The organism is Pseudomonas fluorescens, from assembly GCF_001648775.1.
Taxonomy (GTDB): domain Bacteria; phylum Pseudomonadota; class Gammaproteobacteria; order Pseudomonadales; family Pseudomonadaceae; genus Aquipseudomonas; species Aquipseudomonas fluorescens_M.
The window spans coordinates 164,378-189,325 of the sequence record NZ_LVEJ01000013.1 but is presented as its reverse complement, the minus strand read 5'-3'; the positions used below and the strand labels follow the sequence as shown (position 1 = coordinate 189,325).

General features: G+C 59.9%; 21 protein-coding genes. 14 read left to right on the top strand and 7 right to left on the bottom strand.

The genetic code is table 11. The features are described 5' to 3' along the window. Window positions 1-138: 138 nt before the first annotated feature. Window positions 139-1,602 (bottom strand): transglycosylase SLT domain-containing protein, encoded by a 1,464-nt coding sequence (locus A8O26_RS14115; protein ID WP_064118583.1) that lies wholly within the window; start codon window positions 1,600-1,602, stop codon window positions 139-141. Between the two features lie 99 nt (window positions 1,603-1,701). Beyond that, window positions 1,702-2,469: a hydroxyacylglutathione hydrolase gene (gene gloB / locus A8O26_RS14110; protein ID WP_064118592.1), complete on the bottom strand. Its 768-nt coding sequence runs from the start codon at window positions 2,467-2,469 to the stop codon at window positions 1,702-1,704. 66 nt (window positions 2,470-2,535) lie between these two features. On the opposite strand from gloB, the gene A8O26_RS14105 reads away from it, so the two are divergent. From A8O26_RS14105 to A8O26_RS14085, 5 genes are all read left to right on the top strand, one after another. Then, complete coding sequence (locus A8O26_RS14105) at window positions 2,536-3,294, top strand: class I SAM-dependent methyltransferase (RefSeq protein ID WP_064118582.1); 759 nt, start codon at window positions 2,536-2,538, stop codon at window positions 3,292-3,294. A 91-nt stretch (window positions 3,295-3,385) separates the two neighbouring features. Then, window positions 3,386-3,856 (top strand): ribonuclease HI, encoded by a 471-nt coding sequence (gene rnhA / locus A8O26_RS14100; protein WP_064118581.1) that lies wholly within the window; start codon window positions 3,386-3,388, stop codon window positions 3,854-3,856. A gap of 192 nt (window positions 3,857-4,048) precedes the next feature. Next, on the top strand, window positions 4,049-4,807 hold the full coding sequence (gene dnaQ / locus A8O26_RS14095; protein WP_064118580.1) for a DNA polymerase III subunit epsilon: 759 nt from the start codon (window positions 4,049-4,051) through the stop codon (window positions 4,805-4,807). Window positions 4,808-4,972: 165 nt separating this feature from the next. Then, the gene (locus tag A8O26_RS14090; RefSeq protein ID WP_064118579.1) at window positions 4,973-7,228 is read left to right on the top strand and encodes an Orn/Lys/Arg decarboxylase N-terminal domain-containing protein; all 2,256 of its coding nucleotides are present in this window, start codon (window positions 4,973-4,975) and stop codon (window positions 7,226-7,228) included. Between the two features lie 14 nt (window positions 7,229-7,242). Continuing rightward, window positions 7,243-7,857 (top strand): GNAT family N-acetyltransferase, encoded by a 615-nt coding sequence (locus A8O26_RS14085; protein WP_034152338.1) that lies wholly within the window; start codon window positions 7,243-7,245, stop codon window positions 7,855-7,857. Here the strand turns inward: A8O26_RS14085 and A8O26_RS14080 are convergent. Together A8O26_RS14080 and A8O26_RS14075 are read right to left on the bottom strand one after the other, a co-directional pair. Next, entirely contained in the window at window positions 7,823-8,716 is an 894-nt protein-coding gene (locus A8O26_RS14080) for a LysR family transcriptional regulator (protein ID WP_064118578.1), read from the bottom strand. The genes A8O26_RS14085 and A8O26_RS14080 overlap by 35 nt on opposite strands. 85 nt (window positions 8,717-8,801) lie before the next feature. Then, window positions 8,802-9,032 (bottom strand): hypothetical protein, encoded by a 231-nt coding sequence (locus tag A8O26_RS14075; RefSeq protein WP_064118577.1) that lies wholly within the window; start codon window positions 9,030-9,032, stop codon window positions 8,802-8,804. Window positions 9,033-9,215: 183 nt separating this feature from the next. Here A8O26_RS14075 and A8O26_RS14070 point away from each other — a divergent pair, with 183 nt between their 5' ends. Both A8O26_RS14070 and A8O26_RS14065 read left to right on the top strand, forming a co-directional pair. Next, on the top strand, window positions 9,216-9,773 hold the full coding sequence (locus tag A8O26_RS14070) for an NADPH-dependent FMN reductase (RefSeq protein WP_064118576.1): 558 nt from the start codon (window positions 9,216-9,218) through the stop codon (window positions 9,771-9,773). 165 nt (window positions 9,774-9,938) lie between these two features. Next, a complete protein-coding gene (locus A8O26_RS14065; protein WP_064118575.1) occupies window positions 9,939-11,222 on the top strand; it encodes an arsenic transporter in 1,284 nt (427 codons plus the stop codon). Between the two features lie 130 nt (window positions 11,223-11,352). On the opposite strand, the gene A8O26_RS14060 is transcribed toward A8O26_RS14065, so the two are convergent. Then, window positions 11,353-12,303: a DUF1853 family protein gene (locus tag A8O26_RS14060; protein ID WP_064118574.1), complete on the bottom strand. Its 951-nt coding sequence runs from the start codon at window positions 12,301-12,303 to the stop codon at window positions 11,353-11,355. Between the two features lie 115 nt (window positions 12,304-12,418). Here A8O26_RS14060 and A8O26_RS14055 point away from each other — a divergent pair, with 115 nt between their 5' ends. From A8O26_RS14055 to pepN, 6 genes are read left to right on the top strand one after another with little or no spacing between them, the layout of a single operon-like run. Continuing rightward, window positions 12,419-13,309 carry an NAD(+) kinase gene (locus A8O26_RS14055; RefSeq protein ID WP_003224174.1) on the top strand — a complete coding sequence of 297 codons (891 nt, stop codon included), beginning with the start codon at window positions 12,419-12,421 and terminating at the stop codon, window positions 13,307-13,309. Next, window positions 13,309-14,280, top strand: coding sequence for a metallophosphoesterase (locus A8O26_RS14050; RefSeq protein ID WP_064118573.1), 972 nt, complete (start codon window positions 13,309-13,311; stop codon window positions 14,278-14,280). Before A8O26_RS14055 ends, A8O26_RS14050 begins: the two co-directional genes overlap by 1 nt. Next, entirely contained in the window at window positions 14,277-15,146 is an 870-nt protein-coding gene (locus A8O26_RS14045) for a rhomboid family intramembrane serine protease (protein WP_038366006.1), read from the top strand. The genes A8O26_RS14050 and A8O26_RS14045 overlap by 4 nt, the downstream gene beginning before the upstream one ends. A 33-nt stretch (window positions 15,147-15,179) precedes the next feature. Then, on the top strand, window positions 15,180-15,440 hold the full coding sequence (locus A8O26_RS14040; protein ID WP_007919229.1) for a YeaC family protein: 261 nt from the start codon (window positions 15,180-15,182) through the stop codon (window positions 15,438-15,440). Continuing rightward, the gene (locus tag A8O26_RS14035; protein WP_064118572.1) at window positions 15,437-16,267 is read left to right on the top strand and encodes a DUF2797 domain-containing protein; all 831 of its coding nucleotides are present in this window, start codon (window positions 15,437-15,439) and stop codon (window positions 16,265-16,267) included. Before A8O26_RS14040 ends, A8O26_RS14035 begins: the two co-directional genes overlap by 4 nt. A gap of 10 nt (window positions 16,268-16,277) precedes the next feature. Beyond that, a complete protein-coding gene (pepN, locus tag A8O26_RS14030; protein WP_064118571.1) occupies window positions 16,278-18,935 on the top strand; it encodes an aminopeptidase N in 2,658 nt (885 codons plus the stop codon). A gap of 491 nt (window positions 18,936-19,426) precedes the next feature. Here the strand turns inward: pepN and katG are convergent, their stop codons facing one another. Continuing rightward, complete coding sequence (gene katG / locus A8O26_RS14025; RefSeq protein ID WP_064118570.1) at window positions 19,427-21,697, bottom strand: catalase/peroxidase HPI; 2,271 nt, start codon at window positions 21,695-21,697, stop codon at window positions 19,427-19,429. Window positions 21,698-21,973: 276 nt separating this feature from the next. Between katG and A8O26_RS14020 the strand changes: the two genes are divergently transcribed. Continuing rightward, window positions 21,974-22,360 carry a hypothetical protein gene (locus A8O26_RS14020; protein WP_064118569.1) on the top strand — a complete coding sequence of 129 codons (387 nt, stop codon included), beginning with the start codon at window positions 21,974-21,976 and terminating at the stop codon, window positions 22,358-22,360. Window positions 22,361-22,407: 47 nt separating this feature from the next. Here A8O26_RS14020 and A8O26_RS14015 read toward each other — a convergent pair whose 3' ends face one another. After that, window positions 22,408-24,618 (bottom strand): LTA synthase family protein, encoded by a 2,211-nt coding sequence (locus tag A8O26_RS14015; RefSeq protein ID WP_064118568.1) that lies wholly within the window; start codon window positions 24,616-24,618, stop codon window positions 22,408-22,410. Window positions 24,619-24,948 lie beyond the last annotated feature (330 nt).

The following is a 24,948-nucleotide window of genomic DNA, read 5'->3' as shown; positions in this document are numbered from 1 at the left end:
CAGATTTTGGAAAGCCCCCGATCGGCTCCCTTTCCCTCTACCCCTTGGGGGAGAGGGCTGGGGTGAGGGGGATGGATCTAAAGCACACCACAAAAACCTGATCCAAAAAAAAGCCCCTGAAAACTCAGGGGCTCTTCATCAGTGCGGCTGATAAACCGTGAGCATCTGCCCCGGCTTCAACGCTTTACCCGCACCCGGATTCCAGCGCTTGAGATGCTGCATCTCAACGTTGAAGCGCTTGGCCACGACGTACAGCGTGTCGCCGCGCTTGACCTTGTACTGAGTCTGCTGCGCGCTGTCGTCCTTGGTTTTGCTCTTGCTGTTCGACGCAATCACCGTATTGACCCGACCAGACTTGCGTGCCGGAGCGCGCTTGCTGGTGTCTTGCATCACCAGGGTCTGGCCGACCTTGAGGTTCTTGCCGGTCAGCTTGTTCCAGCGTTGCAGGTCCTTGACTTCGACCTTGTTGGCCTTGGCGATGGAACCGAGGTTGTCGCCACGTTTCACGCGATAAGCGCGCTTGAGCTGGGCCACTTCCGACGGATCGGCACCTTCGAACACGGGCTTGAGCGAACGCGGGCTGATCAGCTCTTCAGGCCGCATGGTCTGCAGACTGGCGGTCAGCAATTGCGCCTTCGACGTCGGCACCAGCAAATGCTGAGGGCCGTCGATGGTGGTGCGTTGTTTGAACGCCGGGTTGAGCTGGAACAGTTCGTCTTCGTCGATGTTGGCCACCGCAGCGACCTTGGACAGGTCCATGCGCTGGTTGATTTCGACGACCTGGAAGTACGGTTCGTTGGCGATCGGGTTGAGGTTGACCCCGTAGGCTTCCGGCGCCAGCACCACTTGCGACAGTGCCAGCAGCTTCGGTACGTAGGCCTGGGTTTCCGCCGGCAGTGGCAGGTTCCAGTAGTCGGTTGGCAGACCGAGCTTTTCGTTGCGCTCGATGGCGCGGCTGACCGTGCCTTCACCGGCGTTGTACGCGGCGAGGGCCAGCAGCCAGTCGCCGTTGAACATGTCGTGCAGGCGGGTCAGGTAGTCCATCGCTGCCGTGGTCGACGCGGTGATATCGCGACGGCCATCGTAAAAGCGGGTCTGACGCAGGTTGAAGTAACGCCCGGTGGACGGAATGAATTGCCACAGCCCGACAGCATCGGCCCGGGAATAGGCCATCGGGTTGTAAGCGCTTTCAATCACTGGCAGCAGGGCCAGTTCCAGCGGCATGTTGCGTTCTTCGAGGCGTTCGACGATGTAGTGAATATAGAGACTGCCGCGTTCGCCGGCGTTCTCGAGGAAAGAGGGATTGCTGGCGAACCACAGGCGCTGTTGCTCGATGCGCGGGTTGACGCCCAGGCCTTCCTGCAGCTGGAAGCCCTGGCGCATGCGTTCCCAGATATCCTGGGGAACCTGTGGGCTGGGCTTCTCGGTCAGCCAGATCGGCTTCTGCTTGGCTCGCGCAGCAATGTTCGGCGTATGGGTCGCTTCAGTCTGCGGAGCATGGCTGGAACAGCCCGCCAGCGTGGCGGACACAGCCACCGCGATGGCTTGCGCCAGGCGGGTCAATGCGTCTGAATTGACGGACTTACGTATGGATGACGACATTGGCTGGAAGTAAGTTCCGGGCAAAAATGTCGGGCGATTCTAGAAAGCGCACCCCTTGCGGTCAACCATTCAGAATTTTTGTACCAGGCAATGGGGGTCTTAGAACTTATCTTTCCATGCCCGCAGAGCCGCAAAAACCTCACTCGGCGCCCGGTTTTGAGCGCCTGCCCGTTCGTCCACTTTTTGTGTAACTAATGTTTCAGTGGTGCGCAAAAACGGGTTTGTGAGCTTTTCCAGGGCCAGGGTCGAGGGCAGGGTCATCACGCCGTTTTGCCGTTGCTGGGTGACTTTTTCCAGACGGGCGGCGATGTCCGGGTTGCCCGGCTCGACGGCAGCGGCAAACTTCAGATTGCTCAAGGTGTATTCATGGGTGCAGTAGACCAGCGTATCTTCCGGTAGGGCGGCGAGGCGGTTGAGCGAGTGGTGCATTTGCTCCGGCGTGCCTTCGAACAAACGACCGCAACCGGCAGCGAACAGGGTATCGCCGCAGAATAGCAGGCCGTGGTGGTAATAGGCGATGTGGCCTAGGGTGTGACCGGGCACCGCATAGACGTCGAAGTCCCAGCCGAGCACGCTGACCGTGTCGTTGTCCGTGAGCGCGACATCGCGCGCCGGAATACTCTCGCTGGCCGGGCCGTAGACCTTAGCGCCGGTCGCCGCTTTCAGGCGCTCGACGCCGCCAACGTGATCATGGTGATGGTGGGTGATCAGGATATCGCTCAGCACCCAGCCTGGATGGGCGGCGAGCCATGCCTGCACTGGCGCGGCATCGCCGGGATCGACCACCGCGCAGCGCTGGGTGCGGTGATCCTGTAACAACCAGATGTAGTTGTCGGTGAACGCGGGCAGGGCACTGATCTGTATCATCGTCGGAATTCGCCAAGCGGAAAACATTGGCGCATCTTAGTAGTTCCTGGCGCTTTGGAGAATGCGATGAGTGATAAAGCGTTCGCACAGGCTGATCCTGACTGGCTGGCCCTGATCGGTGCAGCCCGTGAATGGCTGTCCGGCCCGCTCGGGCAATTTCTGCTCGATGAAGAGCGGCGCATGCTCGAAGACGAGTTGGGCCGTTTCTTCGGTGGTTATCTGGTGCATTACGGGCCATCGGCGCAAACCCCGCCGGCCGCGCCGCAAGTGCAGCGCAACGTGCGTCTCGGTGCGCCGCTGCCCGGGGTCGAAATCGTCTGCGAAGAGCAGGCCTGGCCTTTGAGCGAGCATGCCGCCGACGTGGTGGTGATGCAGCACGGTCTGGATTTCTGCCTGTCGCCCCACGGTTTGTTGCGTGAAGCGGCGAGCAGCGTGCGCCCCGGCGGGCATTTGCTGATTATCGGCATCAACCCTTGGAGCACCTGGGGCCTGCGCCATGTTTTCGCCCACGACGCCTTGCGTCAGGCGCGTTGCATCTCGCCGTCGCGGGTCGCCGACTGGCTCAATCTGCTCGGCTTTGCGCTGGAGAAACGCCGCTTCGGGTGCTATCGTCCGCCGCTCGCGTCAGCCAAGTGGCAGGCCCGTCTGGCCGGCTGGGAACGCAAGGCCGGTGACTGGCAACTGTCGGGCGGCGGCTTTTATTTATTGGTCGCGCGCAAGATTGTGGTCGGGCTGCGGCCGCTGCGTCAGGAGCGTCGCGAGCCGATGGGCAAGCTGATTCCGCTGCCGATGGCCAAGGTCAACCGTCGCCGCATCGAACCGTAAACCTTCTTTTTATAAGTGGCCGGACTTGTTCCGGCCTCGGTCATTGTCGATCCGTGATCGGCAAGACAGGCATTTTTCTGGATAGAGTGGCATGAGCGAAAGCGTTGAAAGCGTCGACACCGTAGAACTGTTCACCGACGGTGCCTGCAAGGGCAACCCCGGTCCGGGCGGCTGGGGCGCCTTGCTGGTGTGCAAGGGCGTTGAAAAGGAACTGTGGGGCGGCGAAGCCAATACCACCAACAACCGCATGGAACTGCTCGGCGCCATCCGTGGCCTCGAAGCCTTGAAGCGCCCGTGCGAAGTGCTGCTGGTGACCGACTCGCAGTACGTGATGAAAGGCATCAACGAGTGGATGGCCAACTGGAAGAAGCGCGGCTGGAAAACCGCCGCGAAAGAACCAGTGAAAAACGCTGATCTGTGGAAAGAGCTGGACGAGCAGGTCAACCGCCACACCGTCACCTGGAAATGGGTGCGTGGGCACATTGGTCATCACGGTAACGAGCGGGCGGACCAGTTGGCTAACCGTGGGGTGGATGAGGTTCGCGGTTACAAGCAGAGCTGATTTCGCCTCTGAACCGTGGTGCGGCCATTCGCGAGCAAGCTCGCTCCCACACTGGATCGTGTTCACAACACAAATCCACTGTGGGAGCGAGCTTGCTCGCGAATGGGACGCCACGGTCTGACTGAAACACCCCGGCGAGCGTGTTAACATCCGCGTTTTTTGCAAGATCGACCCGTTGAGAGCTGAGCACTGATGGCCACCAGATCCGTTGTACTCGATACCGAAACCACCGGCATGCCGGTGACCGATGGTCACCGGATCATTGAAATCGGCTGTGTCGAACTGATCGGTCGGCGCCTGACCGGCCGGCATTTTCACGTTTACCTGCAACCGGATCGCGAAAGTGATGAAGGCGCCATCGGCGTTCACGGCATCACCAACGAATTCCTGGTCGGCAAACCGCGCTTTGCCGAAGTCGCCGATGAGTTCTTCGAGTTCATCAAAGGCGCGCAGCTGATCATCCACAACGCGGCGTTCGACGTTGGTTTCATCAACAACGAATTCGCGCTGATGGGCCAGAAGGATCGTGCTGACATCACCCAGCATTGTTCGATCCTCGACACCCTGATGATGGCCCGGGAACGTCACCCGGGGCAGCGCAACAGCCTCGATGCGTTGTGCAAACGATATGGCGTCGACAACTCCGGCCGTGAACTGCACGGCGCATTGCTCGACTCGGAGATTCTCGCCGACGTCTACCTGACCATGACCGGCGGCCAGACCAGTCTGTCGCTGGCCGGCAACGCGTCGGACGGCAATGGCTCGGGCGAGGGCGCGGACAACTCGGCGACCGAGATTCGTCGTTTGCCGGCGGATCGTCAGCCAGCGCGGATCATTCGCGCGACGGAAGATGAACTGGCGGCGCATCTGGTGCGGTTGGAGATCATCGCCAAGTCGGCGGGTGGGCCGGCGTTGTGGACGCAGATCGCTGAAGCGGACGCGCAGGCGTAAACCAACTACCTCTGAGCAGATGATCTGTGGCGAGGGGGCTTGCCCCCTCGCCACAAAGTGCTTCATGCGATGGGAGCAAGTGGCCACCCTCGCCACATTCGCTGCAACCCTCTACCCTGAGTGCATTGGCAGATTCCAATCGGCCGCCTCAGGACACTGAGCCTCATGTACAAAGATTTGAAGTTTCCGGTGTTGATCGTCCATCGCGACATCAAGGCCGACACGGTCGCCGGGGACCGTATCCGTGGCATCGCCCGGGAGTTGGAGCAGGAAGGTTTCAATATCGTTTCGGCCATCGACTACGCCGAAGGGCGGTTGGTGGCGTCGACCCACCACGGCCTCGCGTGCATGTTGATTGCCGCCGAGGACGCCAGCACTAATTCGCATCTGTTGCAGAACATGGCCGAACTGATCGGCCTGGCACGGGTGCGTGCGCCGGATCTGCCAATCTTCGCCCTCGGCGAGCAAGTTACCCTGGAAAATGCCCCGGCCGATGCCATGGCCGAACTCAATCAGTTGCGCGGCATTCTCTATCTGTTCGAAGACACCGTGCCGTTCCTGGCCCGGCAAGTGGCGCGGGCCGCGCGCAAGTACCTGGACGGTTTGTTGCCACCGTTTTTCAAGGCGCTGGTGCAGCACACCGCCGATTCCAATTATTCCTGGCACACCCCTGGTCATGGCGGCGGCGTGGCGTATCACAAGAGCCCGGTCGGGCAGGCGTTTCACCAGTTCTTCGGTGAAAACACCCTGCGTTCGGATTTGTCGGTGTCGGTGCCGGAACTCGGTTCGCTGCTCGATCACACCGGCCCGCTCGCTGAAGCCGAAGCACGCGCAGCGCGTAATTTCGGCGCTGATCACACCTTTTTCGTGATCAATGGCACCTCGACGGCCAACAAGATTGTCTGGCACTCGATGGTTGCGCGCGATGATCTGGTGCTGGTCGATCGCAACTGCCACAAGTCGGTGTTGCACGCGATCATCATGACCGGCGCGATTCCGCTGTACCTGTGCCCAGAGCGCAATGAACTGGGGATTATTGGGCCAATCCCGCTGAGCGAATTCAGCCGCGAATCGATTCAAGCCAAGATCGATGCCAGTCCGTTGACCAAGGGCCGTGCACCGAAAGTCAAACTTGCCGTGGTGACCAATTCGACTTACGACGGCCTCTGCTACAACGCCGAACTGATCAAGCAAAGCCTGGGCAACAGTGTCGAAGTGCTGCATTTCGACGAAGCCTGGTACGCCTACGCGGCGTTTCATGAGTTTTTCGCCGGGCGCTACGGCATGGCCACTTCGCGTAGCGAAGACAGCCCGCTGGTGTTCACCACCCATTCCACGCACAAACTGCTCGCCGCGTTCAGTCAGGCCTCAATGATTCATGTGCAGGACGGCGGCGCACGGCAACTGGATCGCGACCGTTTCAATGAAGCGTTCATGATGCATATTTCGACCTCGCCTCAGTACAGCATCATCGCTTCGCTGGACGTCGCGTCGGCGATGATGGAAGGCCCGGCCGGGCGATCGCTGTTGCAGGAAACCTTCGACGAAGCGTTGAGTTTCCGCCGTGCGCTGGCCAATCTGCGCCAGCACATTGCCGCCGATGACTGGTGGTTTTCGATCTGGCAGCCGCCGGGTGTCGAGGGCATCGACCGCGTGCAGACTGAAGACTGGTTGTTGCAACCAGATGCCGAGTGGCACGGATTTGCTGAAGTCAGTGACGATTACGTGTTGCTCGATCCGATCAAAGTCACGCTGGTGATGCCGGGGCTGAATGCCGGCGGCGCGCTGAGCGAGAAGGGCATTCCGGCGGCGGTGGTCAGCAAGTTCCTCTGGGAACGTGGCCTGGTTGTCGAAAAAACTGGTCTGTATTCGTTCCTGGTGCTGTTCTCGATGGGCATCACCAAAGGCAAATGGAGCACGCTCCTCACCGAGTTGCTCGAGTTCAAGCGCAGTTACGACGCCAACGTGCGTCTGGAAACCTGCCTGCCGTGTGTGGCGCAACAAGACACCGCACGCTATCGCGGCATGGGCCTGCGCGATTTGTGCGATCAGTTGCACGCCTGCTACCGCAGCAATGCTACCGCCAAACACCTTAAACGCATGTACACCGTGCTCCCGGAAATCGCCATGAAACCCGCCCACGCCTACGATCATCTGGTACGCGGCGAAGTCGAGGCAGTGCCGATCGATGAGCTGGAAGGACGCATTGCTGCGGTGATGCTGGTGCCGTATCCGCCGGGGATTCCGTTGATCATGCCCGGTGAGCGCTTCACCGAAGCGACGCGCTCGATCATCGATTACCTGAAATTTGCCCGCACGTTCGATAGCAGCTTCCCCGGTTTTGTCGCTGATGTGCATGGACTGCAACATGAAGATGAAGGCAATGGGCGGCAGTACACCGTCGATTGCGTCAAGGAATGAGGACTTTCCCGAGTATGCAACCGGTCATGAATCCAAAATACCCAGGGCTGTCGGTGCGCGTCGCCGATGAAGGCTTTGCGCCATATATCTGGGGCAGCGACTTCAGTTTCGAAGTTGCCGCCTATGGCGCTGCCGTGATTGGCCAGCCAGTCGAGCAATGGCGGGTGACGCCGATCGTGCCGTACCGCAAGTGCTATGGCATTGATCCCGAGGAGTTCAGCGCCTTCCATAACGCGCCCGACAGCGCGATCTTCATGGCCTATCTGGACGATGAGCCGGTTGGCCATCTGGTGATCAGCACCAACTGGAACGGCTTCGCGCATATCGATGAACTGGCGGTGCATGCACCCGCGCGTCGGCATGGCGTGGCCAAGGCATTGCTGGATGTCGCGCAGTTCTGGAGTCGCAAGAAAAAGCTGCCGGGGATCATGCTCGAAACCCAGAACAACAACCTCGGTGCCTGTCGTTTGTATGAGCGCTGCGGCTATGTGATTGGTGGTGTCGACCAGTTGCGCTATCGCGGCATCGATCCGAACACCGCCGAAGTGGCGCTGTTCTGGTATCGATTGTTCGATAACCCGTTGGAAAACCCGCTCAGCTCGACAGCATCGCCTCGGCTTGTTCCGTGACGATGGCGAGCAAGGTCTGAATCGCCGCTGACGGCGCCGCGTGCTTGAAAGTCAGGGCGTACAGGCTGATCGGCACCGCCGGCGACAGCGGGCAGACATCCAGCCCGGCCGAACGCGCGCCCAATGCGGTGAACGGATCGACAATGGCCAGGCCTTCGCCTGCCTCGACCATGCTGCGCATCATCTGATGGGTTTGTACGCGGGTCTGGATGCTCGGCGCCGGGCGCAAGGCCTGTAGCTTGTTCTCCAGCGCCGGGCTCAGCGGGTCCTGACCTTCGAGGCCGACCATGGCCTGACCCGCGAGATCCTGCAGGGAAATGTATTTCTGCTTCGGCTGCAGCCAGCCGTGGGGTGCGAGCAATTGCAGTTTGCCTTGCGCCAATGGCCGGCAATCGATGTCGGGATGTTCGGGATCGTGCAGGCTCAAACCCAGATCGCTTTCGCGCAGCAACAGGCTGCGGACGATGTCGCGGGTCGGCGCGCTGAGCAGGCTGCATGGTGCATCCGGCAGACGTCGGCGCAGGGCGGCGAGACTTTGTGGCAATAATTGTTGCGCCAGCGGCGGGGTGCCGATGATGCGCAAGGGTGGGGCGAGGTATTGCTTGAGGCTGCTGGCCAGCCGCTGCACCGGCTCCAGTGCTGCATAAACGTGAGCGATTTCCACCTGCAACGCCCGTGCTTCGGGCGTCGATTGCAGGCGTCCGCGCACGCTGGCGAACAGCATGAACCCCAACTGCCTCTCGGCTTCGCGCAAACGTTCTTCGACCTCGGCCACCGGCAACTGCAGCCATTCGGCGGCGGTGCCCAGGTGACCGGTCTGCAAGAGCGCCTGAATCACTTCGATATGACGTAAACGCATGCGTGAAGTCCATGTTCAGCAGGTGGGGTCAGTGGCTGAATCCTACCCCAAGTCTGCGCATATGACTTCTGCTCATAACGGCCAGTTATGAAGCGACGGTTGGCTCAGGTTCGCGGATCAGGGTGATGCCCGACTGAACCAGTTCGAACGTCTGGTCATCGATCTTTTTGATGCGATCGCCAATGGCCAGTTTGTAAATCGGCTCCGAGCCAGTGAGACCGTCGACCGACGGGTTGGATTCCTGGAATTCATGCACGGAATAAACGCGGCCTTCCGCATCTCTTGCATGGAACTGACCGACGAGTACTGCTGCCATCTGCTTAGAACCTCTGGAGATAAAACGCTTGATTTGCGGCTTGGTAGACCGCCATCAAGGCCTGTAAGTTTTCCTACAGGAAAAAAATATTCAACACGCGGGAATTTCCCTAGGGTGCTGGTGGAATCGTCACCGGATCATCTATAACTACTGGCTCCTCCCACGGACAATCGAGAGTCTTCCATGAGCAATGTCTACAACGTCGCGGTAGTGGTCGGTAGCCTGCGCAAAGCATCGATCAATCGCAAGGTCGCCCTGGCACTGGCAGAGCTGGCCCCGGCCAACCTCAAGCTTGAGATTGTCGAAATTGGCGATCTGCCACTGTATAACGAAGACATCGACGGTGATTCACCGCCCGCAGCCTACAGCACTTTTCGGCAAAAAGTGGGTTCATCCGACGCGGTGCTGTTTGTCACGCCCGAGTACAACCGTTCCGTACCGGCGCCGTTGAAGAATGCCATCGACGTCGGTTCGCGGCCTTATGGCAAGAGTGTCTGGAGTCGTAAGCCGGGGGCGGTGATCAGCGTATCGCCCGGTGCGATCGGTGGTTTCGGCGCGAATCAGCATCTGCGCCAGTCATTCGTGTTTCTCGATGTGCCGTGCATGCAGCAGCCGGAAGCGTACCTCGGTGGCGCGGGTTCGGCGTTTGATGAAGCCGGCAAGTTGAGCGAATCGGTGAAACCTTTTCTGCAGAGTTTTATCAATGCCTACGGTCAATTCGTAGAGCAACACAAGAAGTAACTTCACCGAAATCCCTGGCACAACAGAGATCCTGTGGGAGCGAGCTTGCTCGCGAAGGGGGCGTCAGCCACACATCATGGGTGACTGACAGTCCGCCTTCGCGAGCAAGCTCGCTCCCACAGGTTTTAGTGTTTAGCTCTTCTACTTAATTTAAGGCTGTTGCGGATGCTCGCTGCGTCACTGATTTTCCTGCTGACCATCACCCTTGTCATCTGGCAACCCAAAGGCCTCGGCGTCGGCTGGAGTGCGACGCTTGGCGCCGTGCTGGCGCTGATTTTCGGCGTCGTTCACCTCAGCGACATCCCGCTGGTGTGGCAGATCATCTGGAACGCCACCGGCACCTTCGTCGCGCTGATCATCATCAGCCTGCTGCTCGATGAAGCCGGGTTTTTCAACTGGGCCGCGCTGCACGTGGCGCGTTGGGGGCGGGGCAGCGGGCGCAAGCTGTTTGCCTTTATGGTGCTGCTCGGCGCGCTGGTGTCGGCACTGTTCGCCAATGACGGCGCGGCACTGATTCTCACGCCTATCGTGATTTCGATGTTGCTGGCGCTGCGCTTTTCTGCGGCGGCGACGCTGGCCTTTGTCATGGGCGCAGGGTTTATCGCTGACACGGCGAGCCTGCCGCTGGTGGTGTCGAACCTGGTCAATATCGTTTCGGCGGACTTCTTTCACATCGGCTTCAACCGCTATGCCGCGGTGATGGTGCCGGTGAACTTCGTCAGCGTGGCGGCGACCCTGGGCATGTTGCTGTGGTTCTTTCGTCGCGACATTCCGGCGGCTTACGATCCTGAACAACTAGAACACCCTGAGACCGCGATCCACGATAAAGCCACGTTCTACGCGGGTTGGGCGGTTTTGATGATTCTTCTGATCGGTTGCTTTGCACTGGAGCCGCTGGGCATTCCGATCAGTGCGATTTCCGCCGTGTGCGCCGCGCTGTTGCTGGGCATCGCTGCTCGCGGCCACAAGATTTCCACGCGCAAGGTGATGAAAGAGGCGCCGTGGCAGATTGTGATTTTCTCGCTGGGCATGTACCTGGTGGTCTATGGCCTGCGCAATGCCGGGCTGACCGGGTATCTGGCCGGTTGGCTGGATGTGTTTGCTGGTCACGGCGTGTGGGGCGCGGCAATGGGCACCGGTGTGCTGACCGCGTTGCTGTCGTCGATCATGAACAATTTGCCGACGGTGTTGATTGGCTTGTTGTCGATCGATGCGAGTCAGGCGAGCGGAGTGGTCAAGGAGGCGATGATCTATGCCAACGTGATCGGCAGCGATCTGGGGCCGAAGATCACCCCGATTGGCAGTCTGGCGACGTTGTTGTGGCTGCATGTGCTGGAGCGCAAGGGGATTCACATTGGTTGGGGGTATTACTTCAGGGTCGGGATTGTGCTGACGGTGCCGGTGTTGTTGGTGACGTTGGCGGCTTTGGCTTTGCGGCTTTCCCTTTAGACCGAGTCGCCCCCTTCGCGAGCAAGCTCGCTCCCACAGGGGAATGCATCTCATCTCCCTACATTTGAAATCCAGTCCAAATGTGGGAGCGAGCCTGCTCGCGAAGAGGCCGGGTCAGGCACTAAAAACTTCAGGCCTGGCCGGGTACATTCGGCCAAAGATCCGACACCAGAAACAAGCGCTCCGCCTCTTCCCATTCCCCCCGTGCATTCTCGATCAGGCGCACCAGCAACTGCGCCGGCGCCAGCGGCTCCAGGTCTTCCAGCCACATCCGTAAATGCTCCAAAGTCCACGTCTGATCCGCCGGATAATGCGCTGGCGCCAGCCAGGCATGGCGGGGCAGGGGTTGCCAGCGCCCGGCCGGGCGCTGGGCTACAAACGCCGGCCAATCCTTCTGATGCAACCAACTGCCGCGCAAATGCTGCGGATGTGCACCATTCGGTGATTCGGCCTGCCCCGGCCACGGGTACAGCAGATAACCACCGAGCCACAACTGAGCACTGAACACCTCGATGTCCAGCGCCGCCAGCACTTCACGGCTTTCCGGGCGCGCCGAAATCGGTAACTGATGCTCGGCCAGATGCGCCAGTTTACGGTCCAGCCGATCATGACAGCCCGGGCCAAGCCACTGCGCCGGATCACGACCGTCGCCATTCTGCGGGCCGAGATAGAGTTTGATCGCCAGTTCCAGGTGATGCACGCCATCGCGGTCACGCAACAGCATGTCGAGTTCGCCCAACGTATGGCCCTCGCGGCGGATCGGCAGGTTGGCGGCAATCAGCTCGATGCCCGGCGCATGCTCCACGGCAAACTGCCACAGCCGTTCGTAATACAGGCCCAGACGCCGTGTGCGCGCCTGCGACAACCAGTGCAGCAAGCCATAGCTGTCGCGGTCGAGCTGGCGCAGCCAGTGTTCCAATTGCTGCGGGTCCTGCACCCAGTCGCTGCCCGCCAACGGATGGCGCTGCGGCCACGGCGTGGTGGCGAGCATCGGCGGGGCAAGGATCACCCACGCCAGATCGCGCACTTCCGGGTGGCGTAATTGGTGGGGCAACTGCAGCAAGTCGGGAAATAGGATCATCTTGCGAGCATAGCCGTAAACACGAGCACACCCTTGAGGCTGAAAGGATTTTGTCTAACCGGCGCTTTCGCCCATAATCGGGTTTTTCGCGTTTTCGATTGTCCGCAGAGGTCCCATGGAGCAATTTCGTAATATCGGCATCATCGGTCGCCTGGGCAGTTCCCAGGTGCTGGATACCGTCCGCCGACTGAAACGGTTTCTGCTCGATCGTCACCTGCATGTGATCCTCGAAGACACCATCGCCGAAGTCCTGCCGGGCCACGGCCTGCAAACTTCGTCGCGCAAGATGCTCGGTGAAGTCTGCGACATGGTCATCGTCGTCGGCGGTGACGGCAGCCTGCTCGGCGCCGCGCGGGCGCTGGCCAAACACAATATCCCGGTGCTGGGGATCAACCGTGGCAGCCTCGGTTTTCTGACGGACATTCGCCCGGACGAGCTGGAAGTCGAAGTCGCCAAGGTGCTCGACGGCCACTACCTGGTGGAAAACCGCTTCCTGCTGCAAGCCGAAGTGCGCCGCCACGCCGAGGCCATCGGCCAGGGCGATGCGCTCAACGACGTGGTGCTGCACCCGGGCAAATCGACGCGGATGATCGAGTTCGAGCTGTACATCGACGGCCAGTTCGTCTGCAGCCAGAAGGCTGACGGCCTGATCGTCGCCACGCCGACCGGTTCCACCGCGTACGCGCTGTCTGCCGGCGGGCCGATCATGCACCCCAAGCTCGATGCCATTGTGATCGTGCCGATGTACCCCCATATGTTGTCCAGTAGACCAATCGTGGTCGATGGCAACAGTGAGCTGAAAATCGTCGTGTCGAAAAACATGCAGATTTACCCGCAAGTCTCCTGCGATGGGCAGAACCACTTCACCTGCGCGCCGGGTGACACCATTACCGTCAGCAAGAAAGCGCAGAAGCTGCGGCTGATCCATCCGCTCGACCACAACTACTACGAAGTCTGCCGCACCAAGCTCGGCTGGGGCAGCAAGCTGGGCGGTGGAGGCGACTGATGCTCGATCCCGCGCGCAGTTATGACCTGATTGGTGACGTGCACGGATGCGCCCTGACCCTCGAACACTTGCTTGACCGTCTCGGTTATCACAAGCAGGGCGGGGTCTGGCGGCATCCATCGCGCATGGCCGTGTTCGTCGGCGACATCATCGACCGTGGCCCGCGTATTCGCGAGGCGCTGCACATCGTCCATGACATGGTCGAGGCCGGTCAGGCCTTGTGCATCATGGGCAACCACGAATTCAACGCTCTGGGCTGGAGCACTCCGGCGCCTCCGGGCAGCGGCAAGCAGTTCGTCCGCGAACACACGCCGCGCCATGCGCGCCTGCTGCAGGAAACCCTGACACAGTTCGAAAACCATCCCGGCGACTGGCACGACTTCCAGCGCTGGTTCTATGAGCTGCCGCTGTTTGTCGACGCCGGACGCTTCCGCGTCGTGCATGCCTGTTGGGATGCCGGCCTGATCGAACCGTTGCGTGCGCAATTTGCGAACGGCTGCATTGATGAACACTTTCTTCAGGCGTCCGCCGTGCCCGGCAGTTTTGCCTGCACCGTGTTCGACCGCCTGCTGCGTGGCACCGACATGCGCCTGCCGGATGGTCTGACCATGACCAGCGGCGACGGTCTGGTGCGTTCGTTCTTCCGCACCAAGTTCTGGGAAGACGACCCGAAAACATACGGCGATATCGTCTTCCAGCCGGATGCACTGCCAGAACCGGTGGCGCAGAAACCGCTGACCTCCAGCGAAAAAAACAACCTGCTGCGTTACGGCGTCGACGAGCCATTGCTGTTCGTCGGCCACTATTGGCGCAGCGGCAAACCGGCGCCGATCCGTCCGAACCTCGCGTGTCTGGATTACAGCGCGGTGCTCTACGGCAAACTGGTGGCCTATCGTCTGGATCAGGAAACGCGTCTGGATCCGCATAAATTTGTCTGGGTCGATGTCGAGCGGCCGGAGGTGCTGCAATGAGTGCGGTAGCGGTATTACGTCTGCCGTTGGCAGTGGACTTGAGCGGTTTCGTCAAACTGCTGCAACGCATGCAGGTCCCGCATCGGGTCAGCGAAGAGGCCGGCGAACAAGTGTTGTGGGCGCCGGCGGAAATCAGTGAAGACGTGCGCTCGCTGTATGAGCGCTTCCCGGCCGGCGACCCCGATCAGCAAATGGACATCCCTGTCGCACCAACCTTCAAGCGCCCGAGTTTCGCCGAGCAACTGAAATATGCCAAGGCCACCGGGTTCATCCTGTTGCTGTGCCTGATTGTTGGCGGGCTGACGTACCTCGGCGAAAACCTGCAAACCCTGCGCTGGCTGACCTTCCTCGATTTTCAGGTGGTCGGTGAGTACATCCATTTCACACCGCTGGCAGACAGTCTGGCGGCGGGGCAGTGGTGGCGTCTGGTCACGCCGATGCTGATCCACTTCGGCATCCTCCACCTGGCCATGAACGGCATGTGGTACTGGGAGCTGGGCCGGCGCATCGAGTCACGGCAGGGCAGCATCAACCTGATCGGCCTGACGCTGTTGTTCAGCCTCGTTTCCAACTACGCGCAATTTGCCTGGAGCGGCGCGACCTTGTTTGGCGGCCTGTCGGGCGTGCTGTACGGTTTGCTCGGGCATTGCTGGATCTTCCAGCTGCTGGCGCCGAATCCGGCCTATCGCCTGCCGCGCGGCGTGCTGGTGATGATGCTGGTGTGGCTGCTGGTGTGCATGTCCGGGCTGATCTCGATGATCGGTTTCGGCGAAATCGCCAACGCCGCCCACGTCGGCGGGTTACTCATCGGATGCTTCACCGGTTTGTTGGGTGGTTTGTATAACCGCCGTAAACTGGCCGCCTGAAATTTTCTGTAGATAAAGAGCACGGAGACCCTGATGTCCTCTTTTAACGACATGATCAACAACATCACCCCGGACATCTACGAGAGCCTGAAACTGGCCGTGGAAATCGGCAAGTGGTCGGACGGTGGCAAGCTCACCGCCGAGCAGCGCGAGCTGTCGCTGCAGGCGATGATCGCCTGGGAAATCCAGAACCTGCCGGAAGACCAGCGCACCGGTTACATGGGCCCGCAGGAATGTGCATCGAAGTCGATCGAAGTGCCGAACATCCTGTTCAAGTCGGATGCCATCCATTGATCGAGATTGGCCGCGGTGCAATCAGCAAAATGTCGGCGCGCCTGGACGGGCCGAACGTGCAATACGCGTTTCGTCTGGATGACGTCGAGGTGCCGGTCAACCCGTTGATCGGCACCACGCTGCGTCTGGAATACCTGGGGGCGATTCACTGCACCCATTGCGGGCGCAAGACCAAAACCAGTTTCAGCCAGGGTTACTGCTACCCGTGCATGACCAAACTGGCGCAGTGCGACCTGTGCATCATGAGCCCGGAGCGCTGCCACTATGACGCCGGCACCTGTCGCGATCCTGCGTGGGGCGAGCAGTTCTGCATGACCGATCACGTGGTTTACCTGTCCAATTCGTCGGGCATCAAGGTTGGCATTACTCGTGCTACGCAACTGCCGACTCGCTGGATCGATCAGGGCGCATGTCAGGCATTGCCGATCATGCGCGTCTCGACACGGCAGCAATCGGGCTTCGTTGAAGACCTGTTCCGCAGTCAGGTGGCTGACAAGACCAACTGGCGCGCGCTGCTCAAGGGCGACGCGGTGGCGGTGGATCTGGCGCAGGTGCGCGATCAACTGTTCGAGAGTTGCGCTGAAGGTCTGCAAGGTTTGCAGGAGCGCTTCGGCCTGCAGGCGATTCAGACCATTGCCGATGTCGAACCGCTGGAAATTCGTTACCCGGTCGAGCAGTACCCGGCCAAGATCGTCAGCTTCAACCTGGACAAGAACCCGATTGCCGAAGGCACGCTGCTGGGGATCAAGGGCCAGTACCTGATCTTCGACACCGGCGTGATCAACATTCGTAAGTACACGGCTTATCAGCTCGCCGTGCATCAATAAGGACTCCAGCATGCGCACCGAACAACCGAAGATGATTTACCTGAAGGACTATCAGGCGCCCGAGTACCTGATCGACGAAACGCACCTGACCTTCGAGTTGTTCGAGGATCACAGCCTGGTCCACGCGCAATTGGTGATGCGCCGCAACCCGGCCCGTGGCCCGGGCCTGCCGCCGCTGGTGCTCGATGGCCAGCAGTTGGAACTGTTGTCGGTGACCCTGGCTGATCAGGAGCTGGCGGACGGCGATTACCAGGTCAGCGAAAACCACCTGACCCTGCAACCGACCAGCGACACCTTCACGGTCGACACCAGCGTCAGGATCCACCCGGAAACCAACACCGCACTGGAAGGCCTGTACAAGTCCGGCACGATGTTCTGCACTCAGTGCGAGGCCGAAGGTTTCCGCAAGATCACCTATTACCTCGACCGCCCGGACGTGATGAGCAAGTTCACCACCACCGTGGTTGCCGAACAGCACAGCTACCCGGTGCTGCTCTCCAACGGCAACCCGATCGCCTCGGGCCCGGGCGAAGACGGTCGGCACTGGGCGACCTGGGAAGACCCGTTCATGAAACCGGCGTACCTGTTCGCGCTGGTGGCCGGTGATTTGTGGTGCGTTGAAGACACCTTCACCACCATGACCAACCGCAACGTTGCGCTGCGCATTTACGTCGAGCCGGAAAACATCGACAAGTGCCAGCACGCGATGACCAGCCTGAAGAAGTCGATGCGCTGGGACGAAGAGGTCTACGGTCGCGAGTACGATCTGGACATCTTCATGATCGTCGCCGTGAATGACTTCAACATGGGCGCGATGGAGAACAAAGGCCTCAACATCTTCAACTCCAGCGCCGTGCTCGCTCGCGCCGAAACCGCGACCGACGCCGCGCACCAGCGTGTTGAGGCGATCGTCGCTCACGAATACTTCCACAACTGGTCGGGTAACCGCGTGACCTGCCGCGACTGGTTCCAGTTGTCGCTGAAGGAAGGCTTCACGGTGTTCCGTGATTCCGGCTTCTCCGCCGACATGAACTCGGCCACGGTCAAGCGCATTCAGGATGTGGCGTACCTGCGTACCCACCAGTTCGCCGAAGATGCCGGCCCGATGGCCCACGCCGTGCGCCCGGACAGCTTCATCGAAATCTCCAACTTCTACACCCTGACCGTGTATGAGAAGGGCTCGGAAGTGGTTGGCATGATCCACACCTTGCTCGGCGCCGAAGGCTTCCGTAAGGGCAGCGATCTGTATTTCGAGCGTCACGACGGTCAAGCCGTGACGTGCGATGACTTCATCAAAGCGATGGAAGATGCCAACGGCGTCGACCTGACTCAATTCAAGCGCTGGTACAGCCAGGCCGGTACACCGCGTCTGGCAGTGAGCGAGTCTTACGACGCCGCCGCGAAAACCTACAGCCTGACCTTCCGCCAGAGCTGCCCGGAAACCCCGGACAAAGTTGAAAAACTGCCGTTCGTGATTCCGGTCGAACTGGGCCTGCTCGACAGCCAAGGCAACGAGATTGCCCTGCGTCTGGCTGGCGAAGCGTCGGCGCAAGGCACCACGCGGGTGATTTCGGTGACCGAAGCCGAGCAGACTTTCACCTTTGTCGACGTTGCCGAACAGCCGCTGCCATCGCTGCTGCGCGGTTTCTCGGCACCGGTGAAACTGAGCTTCCCGTACAACCGCGATCAGTTGATGTTCCTGATGCAGCACGACAGCGACGGTTTCAACCGCTGGGATGCCGGTCAGCAACTGTCGGTGCAAGTGCTGCAAGAACTGATTGCCCAGCAGCAGAAGGGCGAGAGCCTGGTGCTCGACCCGCGCCTGATTTCCGCGCTGCGCACGGTGCTGTCGGATGAGACCCTGGATCAGGCCATGGTTGCCGAAATGCTCTCGCTGCCGGGTGAGGCGTACCTCACTGAAATCAGCGAAGTGGCGGACGTCGATGCCATCCATGGCGCCCGCGAGTTCGCCCGCAAGCAATTGGCCGAAGGCCTGTTCGAGGCACTGTGGCTGCGTTATCAGGCCAACCGTGACCTGTCGAAGCAAACCCCGTACGTCGCCGAAGCCGAGCACTTCGCCCGTCGCGCGCTGCAAAACATTGCGCTGTCGTACCTGATGCTGAGCGGCAAGCCGGAAGTCCTGGCGGCGGCGCTGGAGCAGTTCGAGAGCGCCGACAACATGACCGAGCGGTTGACGGCGCTGGCGGTGTTGGTCAACTCGCCGTTCGAAGAGCAGAAGGCATTGGCGCTGGCCAGTTTCGCCGAGCACTTCAAGGACAACCCGTTGGTCATGGATCAGTGGTTCAGCGTGCAGGCCGGCAGCACCTTGCCGGGCGGTCTGGAGCGTGTGAAAGCGTTGATGCAGCACCCGGCGTTCAACATCAAGAACCCGAACAAGGTGCGTGCACTGGTCGGCGCGTTTGCCGGGCAGAACCTGATTAACTTCCACGCGGCCGATGGCTCGGGTTATCGCTTTCTTGCGGATCTGGTGATCGAGCTGAACGGTTTCAACCCGCAGATTGCTTCGCGTCAATTGGCGCCACTGACTCGCTGGCGTAAATACGACAGCGCTCGTCAGGCGTTGATGAAGGCTGAGCTGGAGCGGATTCTGGCGTCGGGGCAGTTGTCGAGTGATGTGTATGAGGTGGTGAGCAAAAGCCTGGCTTGATGGTGTGTTGGCGTCGGTGTTCCAGCTTTGGAGCGGCCCTCACCCTAACCCTCTCCCAGTGGGAGAGGGGACTGACCGAGGTGTTTTTGCGCTATACGCCGACCTGAACGTCCGGAGTCGAACTCAGATTCTGAACGGCCCCTCTCCCTAACCCTCTCCCAGTGGGAGAGGGTACTGACCGGGGTGTTTTTGCGCTATACACCGACCTGAACGTCCGGAGTCGAACTCAGATTCTGAACGGCCCCTCACCCTAACCCTCTCCCAGTGGGAGAGGGGACTGACCGGGGTGTTTTTGCGCTATACGCCGACCTGAAAGTGCGGAGTCGAACTCAGATTCTGAACGGCCCCCGATCTGCTCCCTTTCCCCCTCGCCCCCTTGGGGGAGAGGGCTGGGGTGAGGGGGTAAGATTTATGCATCAACATAAATCCCCAAGCCGTACATGCAAAAAAACGCCGCATTAAAAACGCGGCGTTTTCATTTTCCGAAAAAATTACTTCAGGTCGAAACGATCCAGATTCGTCACCTTCGTCCACGCCGCCACAAAGTCCTTAACAAACTGCTCCTTCGCATCCGCACTGGCATACACCTCAGCCAATGCCCGCAACTGCGCATTTGAGCCAAACACCAGATCCACCCGCGTCGCCGTCCACTTCACGCTGCCGGTTTTGCGGTCGCGTCCCTCGAACTCATCCGCATCCCGTGACGTCGGTTTCCACTCCACGCCCATGTCCAGCAGGTTGGTGAAGAAGTCGTTGCTCAGCGCTTCAGTCTGTGAGGTGAACACACCATGACGGGTCTGCCCGACGTTGGTGTTCAACACTCGCAAACCACCCAGCAGCACGGCCATTTCCGGCGCGGTGAGGGTCAGCAGTTGTGCCTTGTCGATCAATAACGCTTCGGCCGAAACGGTGTATTTGCCTTTGCTGTAGTTGCGGAAGCCATCGGCAATCGGTTCGAGGAAGCCGAACGAGTCGACATCGGTTTGCTCTTGCGAGGCATCCGTACGCCCCGGTTTGAACGGCACCGTGACTGAATGCCCGGCGTTTTTTGCCGCTTGTTCGACGCCGGCATTGCCCGCCAACACGATCAAGTCCGCCAGCGAGACTTTCTTGCCGGCGCCGCCGCCATTGAACTCGTTCTGAATGCCCTCAAGGGTTTGCAGCACGTTGGCCAGTTGCTCAGGCTGGTTGGCCTGCCAGAATTTCTGAGGAGCCAGACGCAGGCGGCCACCGTTGGCGCCGCCGCGTTTGTCCGAACCGCGGAAAGTTGAAACGGCGGCCCAAGCGGTCGAGACCAGTTGCGACACCGAAAGCCCCGACGCGAGGATTTTGCTTTTCAGCGCGGCAGCGTCGCTGTCGTCGATCAGTGGGTGCGTGACATCCGGAATCGGGTCTTGCCACAGCAGTTCTTCGTTCGGCAGTTCCGGCCCGAGGTAGCGCGACAACGGGCCCATGTCGCGGTGGATCAGTTTGTACCAGGCGCGGGCAAAGGCGTCGGCCAACTGATCTGGATTGGCGAGGAAGCGTCGAGAGATCTGCTCGTAGGCCGGATCGAAACGCAGCGCCAGGTCAGAGGTGAGCATGGTTGGCGAGAGTTTCTTGCTCGGGTCATGAGCATGCGGAACGGTGCCGGCACCGGCGCCGTTTTTCGGTATCCACTGATGCGCACCGGCCGGGCTTTTGCTCAGCTCCCACTCGAAGCCAAAGAGGTTTTCCAGGTAGTTGTTGCTCCATCGGGTCGGCGTGGTGGTCCAGGTCACTTCGAGGCCACTGGTGATGGTGTCGCCACCCTTGCCGGTGCCAAACGCGTTGCGCCAGCCGAGGCCTTGCTCCTCCAGGCCAGCCGCTTCCGGCTCTGGCCCGACGTTGTCGGCAGGGCCGGCACCGTGGGTTTTACCGAAGGCGTGGCCGCCGGCGATCAGCGCCACGGTTTCTTCATCGTTCATGGCCATGCGGCCAAAGGTTTCGCGGATATCGTGGGCCGAGGCCACAGGATCGGGATTGCCCTCGGGGCCTTCCGGGTTCACATAGATCAGGCCCATTTGCACCGCAGCGAGCGGGTTTTCCAGATTGCGTTCGCCCTGATCGGTGCGGCTTTCTTCTTTGCCGTGCAGATCCGGCTCAGCCACCAGCGTGCCGTCACCGGGTTCCTGCATCGCGGACTTGTCTTTGCCGTAACGGCTGTCGCCCCCGAGCCATTCGTGTTCCGAACCCCAGTACACATCTTCATCCGGCTCCCACACATCAGGGCGACCACCGGAGAAGCCAAAGGTTTTGAAACCCATCGACTCCAGCGCGACGTTACCGGTGAGGACAATCAGGTCAGCCCAGGAAATATTGCGCCCGTATTTCTGTTTGATCGGCCACAGCAGACGGCGGGCCTTGTCGAGGCTGACGTTGTCCGGCCAGCTGTTGAGTGGCGCAAAACGCTGTTGACCGGAACCGGCGCCACCACGGCCATCGGCGGTGCGATAGGTGCCGGCGCTGTGCCAGGCCATGCGGATAAAGAGCGGGCCGTAGTGGCCGAAGTCGGCCGGCCACCAGTCCTGAGAGTCGGTCATCAGGGCGGTGAGGTCTTGTTTCAGCGCCTGGAAATCCAGGCTTTTGAAGGCTTTGGCGTAGTCGAAATCCTTACCCAGCGGGTCGGACTTGGGCGAATGCTGGCTGAGGATTTTCAGGTTGAGTTGATTCGGCCACCAGTCACGGTTCGTCGTACCACCACCGGCGGCGTGGTTGAACGGGCATTTCGATTCGTTTGCCATGTTCGGGTCCTTATCAGGTCTGCTACGGCCGGCTCGTGCCGACTTCGGACTTGTAAGGCTAGACCCGACTTGGAGAGTCAGCTAATAGGCCGACTATTGGAGGGTGATAGGCAGGCTCTTTCAGCGTTGTGTTTTAGATAATGAAGGGACGGGTTTTTACTTCGAAATGAGCTAAAGGACTGTCAGATCTGACAGTGGTAGTGATTGCAGCGATGAATTAGTTTTGATTCGGGATAAATGGTGTGACGGTTCGATTCAATAAAAGGAAAATTATTTATGAGTGAAGGCGAAAAAGAATATAATGCCAAAGGCACTTTCGACGCATCGAAAAATGGAATTGTATTTCTGGCTACTAAAGAAGTAGCTTTTGATAATCTTAAGGATGATTTTCATCTTCTTGGAGAGGGCTATGGACCAAGTTCGGTAGCCTTTACTGTGTCCAGGAAACTGGAGGGCTTGGGCCCGCACACAGTGACGAATAAAGACGCGCCAGTTGAGTGGGGAGTCATTATTGAAGGGGTTCACGTCGAGTACGAGTCAGCTGAAGCGACATTTAATTTTCATGATAAATATCGAGTAAGGGTTATTGGAAACATTACCTTCACTTTGAAAGATAAAACGACGGTGAAGGGAGCGTTCGATATTGAAAGAAAAAATAATTGACCCAGCATTGGCGGGGCACTCAACCATCCTGCCAACTCAATAAACAATCAACTCGATTGCGCAGCCTCGTCCTCAGGTAACTCATCCAGCAAATCGTCCTGACCCGGTAGCTGCGTAATCACACTGAAATCGGTCACTTCCACCGCACCTGAGCCATAACCCAGCAAATGGAAGGAAAACGCTTTGCGCTCTTGCGGGTTGTCGAAGCTGAAGTTCATTTCCAGTGGTTGCTCGGCGGTTGCAACCATCTCCGGTGGCAAACCGATCTGCACGTCCTGTTCAAACTCCTTGGCCTTGAGTTGAATGTACGCCGCCTGCTGCGGATCGACCGAACGCACGGTCAGGCGCACGCGGGTGTGCGAGCCTTTGGGCATTTCCAGGTATTGCGCGCCGATCAGGTTGTCGGCCCAGTCATTGTTGATCTGTGCTTGCAGCTGGATGATGTTGGTGCTGCCGAACTGATAACGATGGTTGAGCGGGGTGCGCAGCAATGACAAGTCGAGGGCATTGGCCCGCGCGGCGATCTGGCGCGCCGGATGGCCACTGTAGGTGCCTTTGAAGGTGGCGCGCTCGGCAATGAAACCGGCGCTTTCGTAATAGCGGCAACGGCGCGGCATGTCGCATTCGGAGAAGATCCCCTGACCGTTGTGGTAGCGCAATTTGCCGTTGGTGAACGACATGATTTCGCGCCCGGAATCGTAGTCGCGAAACAGCGAGCGCCCGCTCAGTGCGGTTGGCACCGGCAAGTCGAAATAGTCGAGGATCGACGTGCTCAAGTCGACGTGGCCGTAGACGCCTTTGTTCAGGCGTGGCAGTTGTTCGTGCTCCGGTGCCAGCGTCAGATTGAAGCCCCACGACGAGGCCAGGCGCACGCCGTCGATGCCGTGGGATTCGTCCGAGGTGATCACCACCAGCGTGTCTTTGAGCACACCCTGGCGCTCAAGGCCTGCGAGGAACTGATCCAGCGCATCGTCCAGATAACCGACGGCGGCCTGTTTCGGCGTTTCATAGCGCTGCAGATAGTCCTCCGGCGCGGAGTAGGGCTGATGAGTGCCGACGGTCAACAAGGTCAGCATCCACGGTTGCTGGTGTTTTTTCAGTTGGTCGACATAGTCCAGCGCGCCCTCGAAGAACGCCTTGTCATCCTTGCCCCACGGGAATTCCAGATAGTTGCTGTTGCTGAACCATTCCAGGCCATGGGTCGCATCGAAACCGATGTGCGGCATGATCTTGTCTTTGGCCATGAAGCGCAGGCCGGCGCCTTGCAGGTAGTGGGTACTGAAGCCGTGCTCGCGCAGCTGCGCCGGCAGACAGGCTTGATTGCGCTCATTGAGGGTGAGCATTTCCACGCCTTTGGGCGTGCCGTTGTTGAGTTTGTCGTAATCGCCGCAGAGCATCGCGTACAGACCGCGAATGGTCTGGTGCGTGTGCAGCACGTAATCCGGGGTATTCATGCCGCGCTCGGCCCAGCGGCTGAGGTTGGGCATCAGGTCTTCCTGATAATGGCTGCCGATGGCTTCGCGGTTGGCGCGGATGTAGGCGCCGGGAATGCCTTCCAGCGCGATGATCAGCACATTGCGCGCCTGCCCCGAAGCGGCGAGCAATTTCTGCCCGTTGAGGTCGACATCGGTGAGCCCGGCCATGGCCGGTGCGGCTTCTTCGACGTCGCCGTCCAGCCACTCCTCGGCCTGGATCTGCAGATCAGCGACCTCGCTCGCCAGCAATTGATGCGGCAGGTTGTACAGGCGCCATGGGTCGGCCTCACTCGGCCACAGGTTTTGCGCGCCCCAGTGGGCGGCGAACAGCACCAGCGGTGCGGCCCAAACCGCGCGGGGCAGGGCCGGGCGCGACACGCCGCGTGCGCTGAATTGCGTCAGCAACCAAAACAACAACGCCAGCAGCAGGCTGATGCCGATTGCCGGGTGTGCCAGGCCACCGCCCGTGGAGTTTTCGACGAACTGCGGATCGATCAGGTAATGAATGTCGGAAGGCGTCGGCAGCCGGCCGACGGCGCTGACCAGTTCCGCCGTCGCCACCGCGAGCAATCCCCAGAACAGCAACACCGGCAGCGCCAGCCACCACGCGCGACGATGCAGCAACACCACCAGCAGGCTGCCAATGGCCAGATCCGACAGGTAACCCAGCGGTGTCGACCAGCCGAGGGCTGCGCGCAGGCACAGCGGCACGATCAGCACCAGAACGATCAGTGAAAAGAGGCGGGCGTGCGACTGTCGCAACCGGTGAAAAAGAGCGCTCACAAAAAAAGACCTTCCAGTCATCAAAACGTCAAAAAAGTGTGCGCGATGATACCAAGGGTAGGCTGTCTGATCGCCCTTTTAAACGCACAGCTGAGACGGTGGCGGGATGGCTGCGGCGGGGCCAGGAATGTCTGCAGCCCAGATGGGGCGTTCGTGTTGCGCGGCAATCGGCGTTATTGCTGCCGCAGCGTCTCAACGGATTTATTGTTTCAGGCTGTTTAACAAGCGGCTTGCAAACGATCAGTGTGAGAGCGAGCCTGCTCCCGAAAGCGTTGTGTCAGGCGCAAGCAATGTTGACTGCTCTGGCCCCTTCGCGAGCAGGCTCGCTCC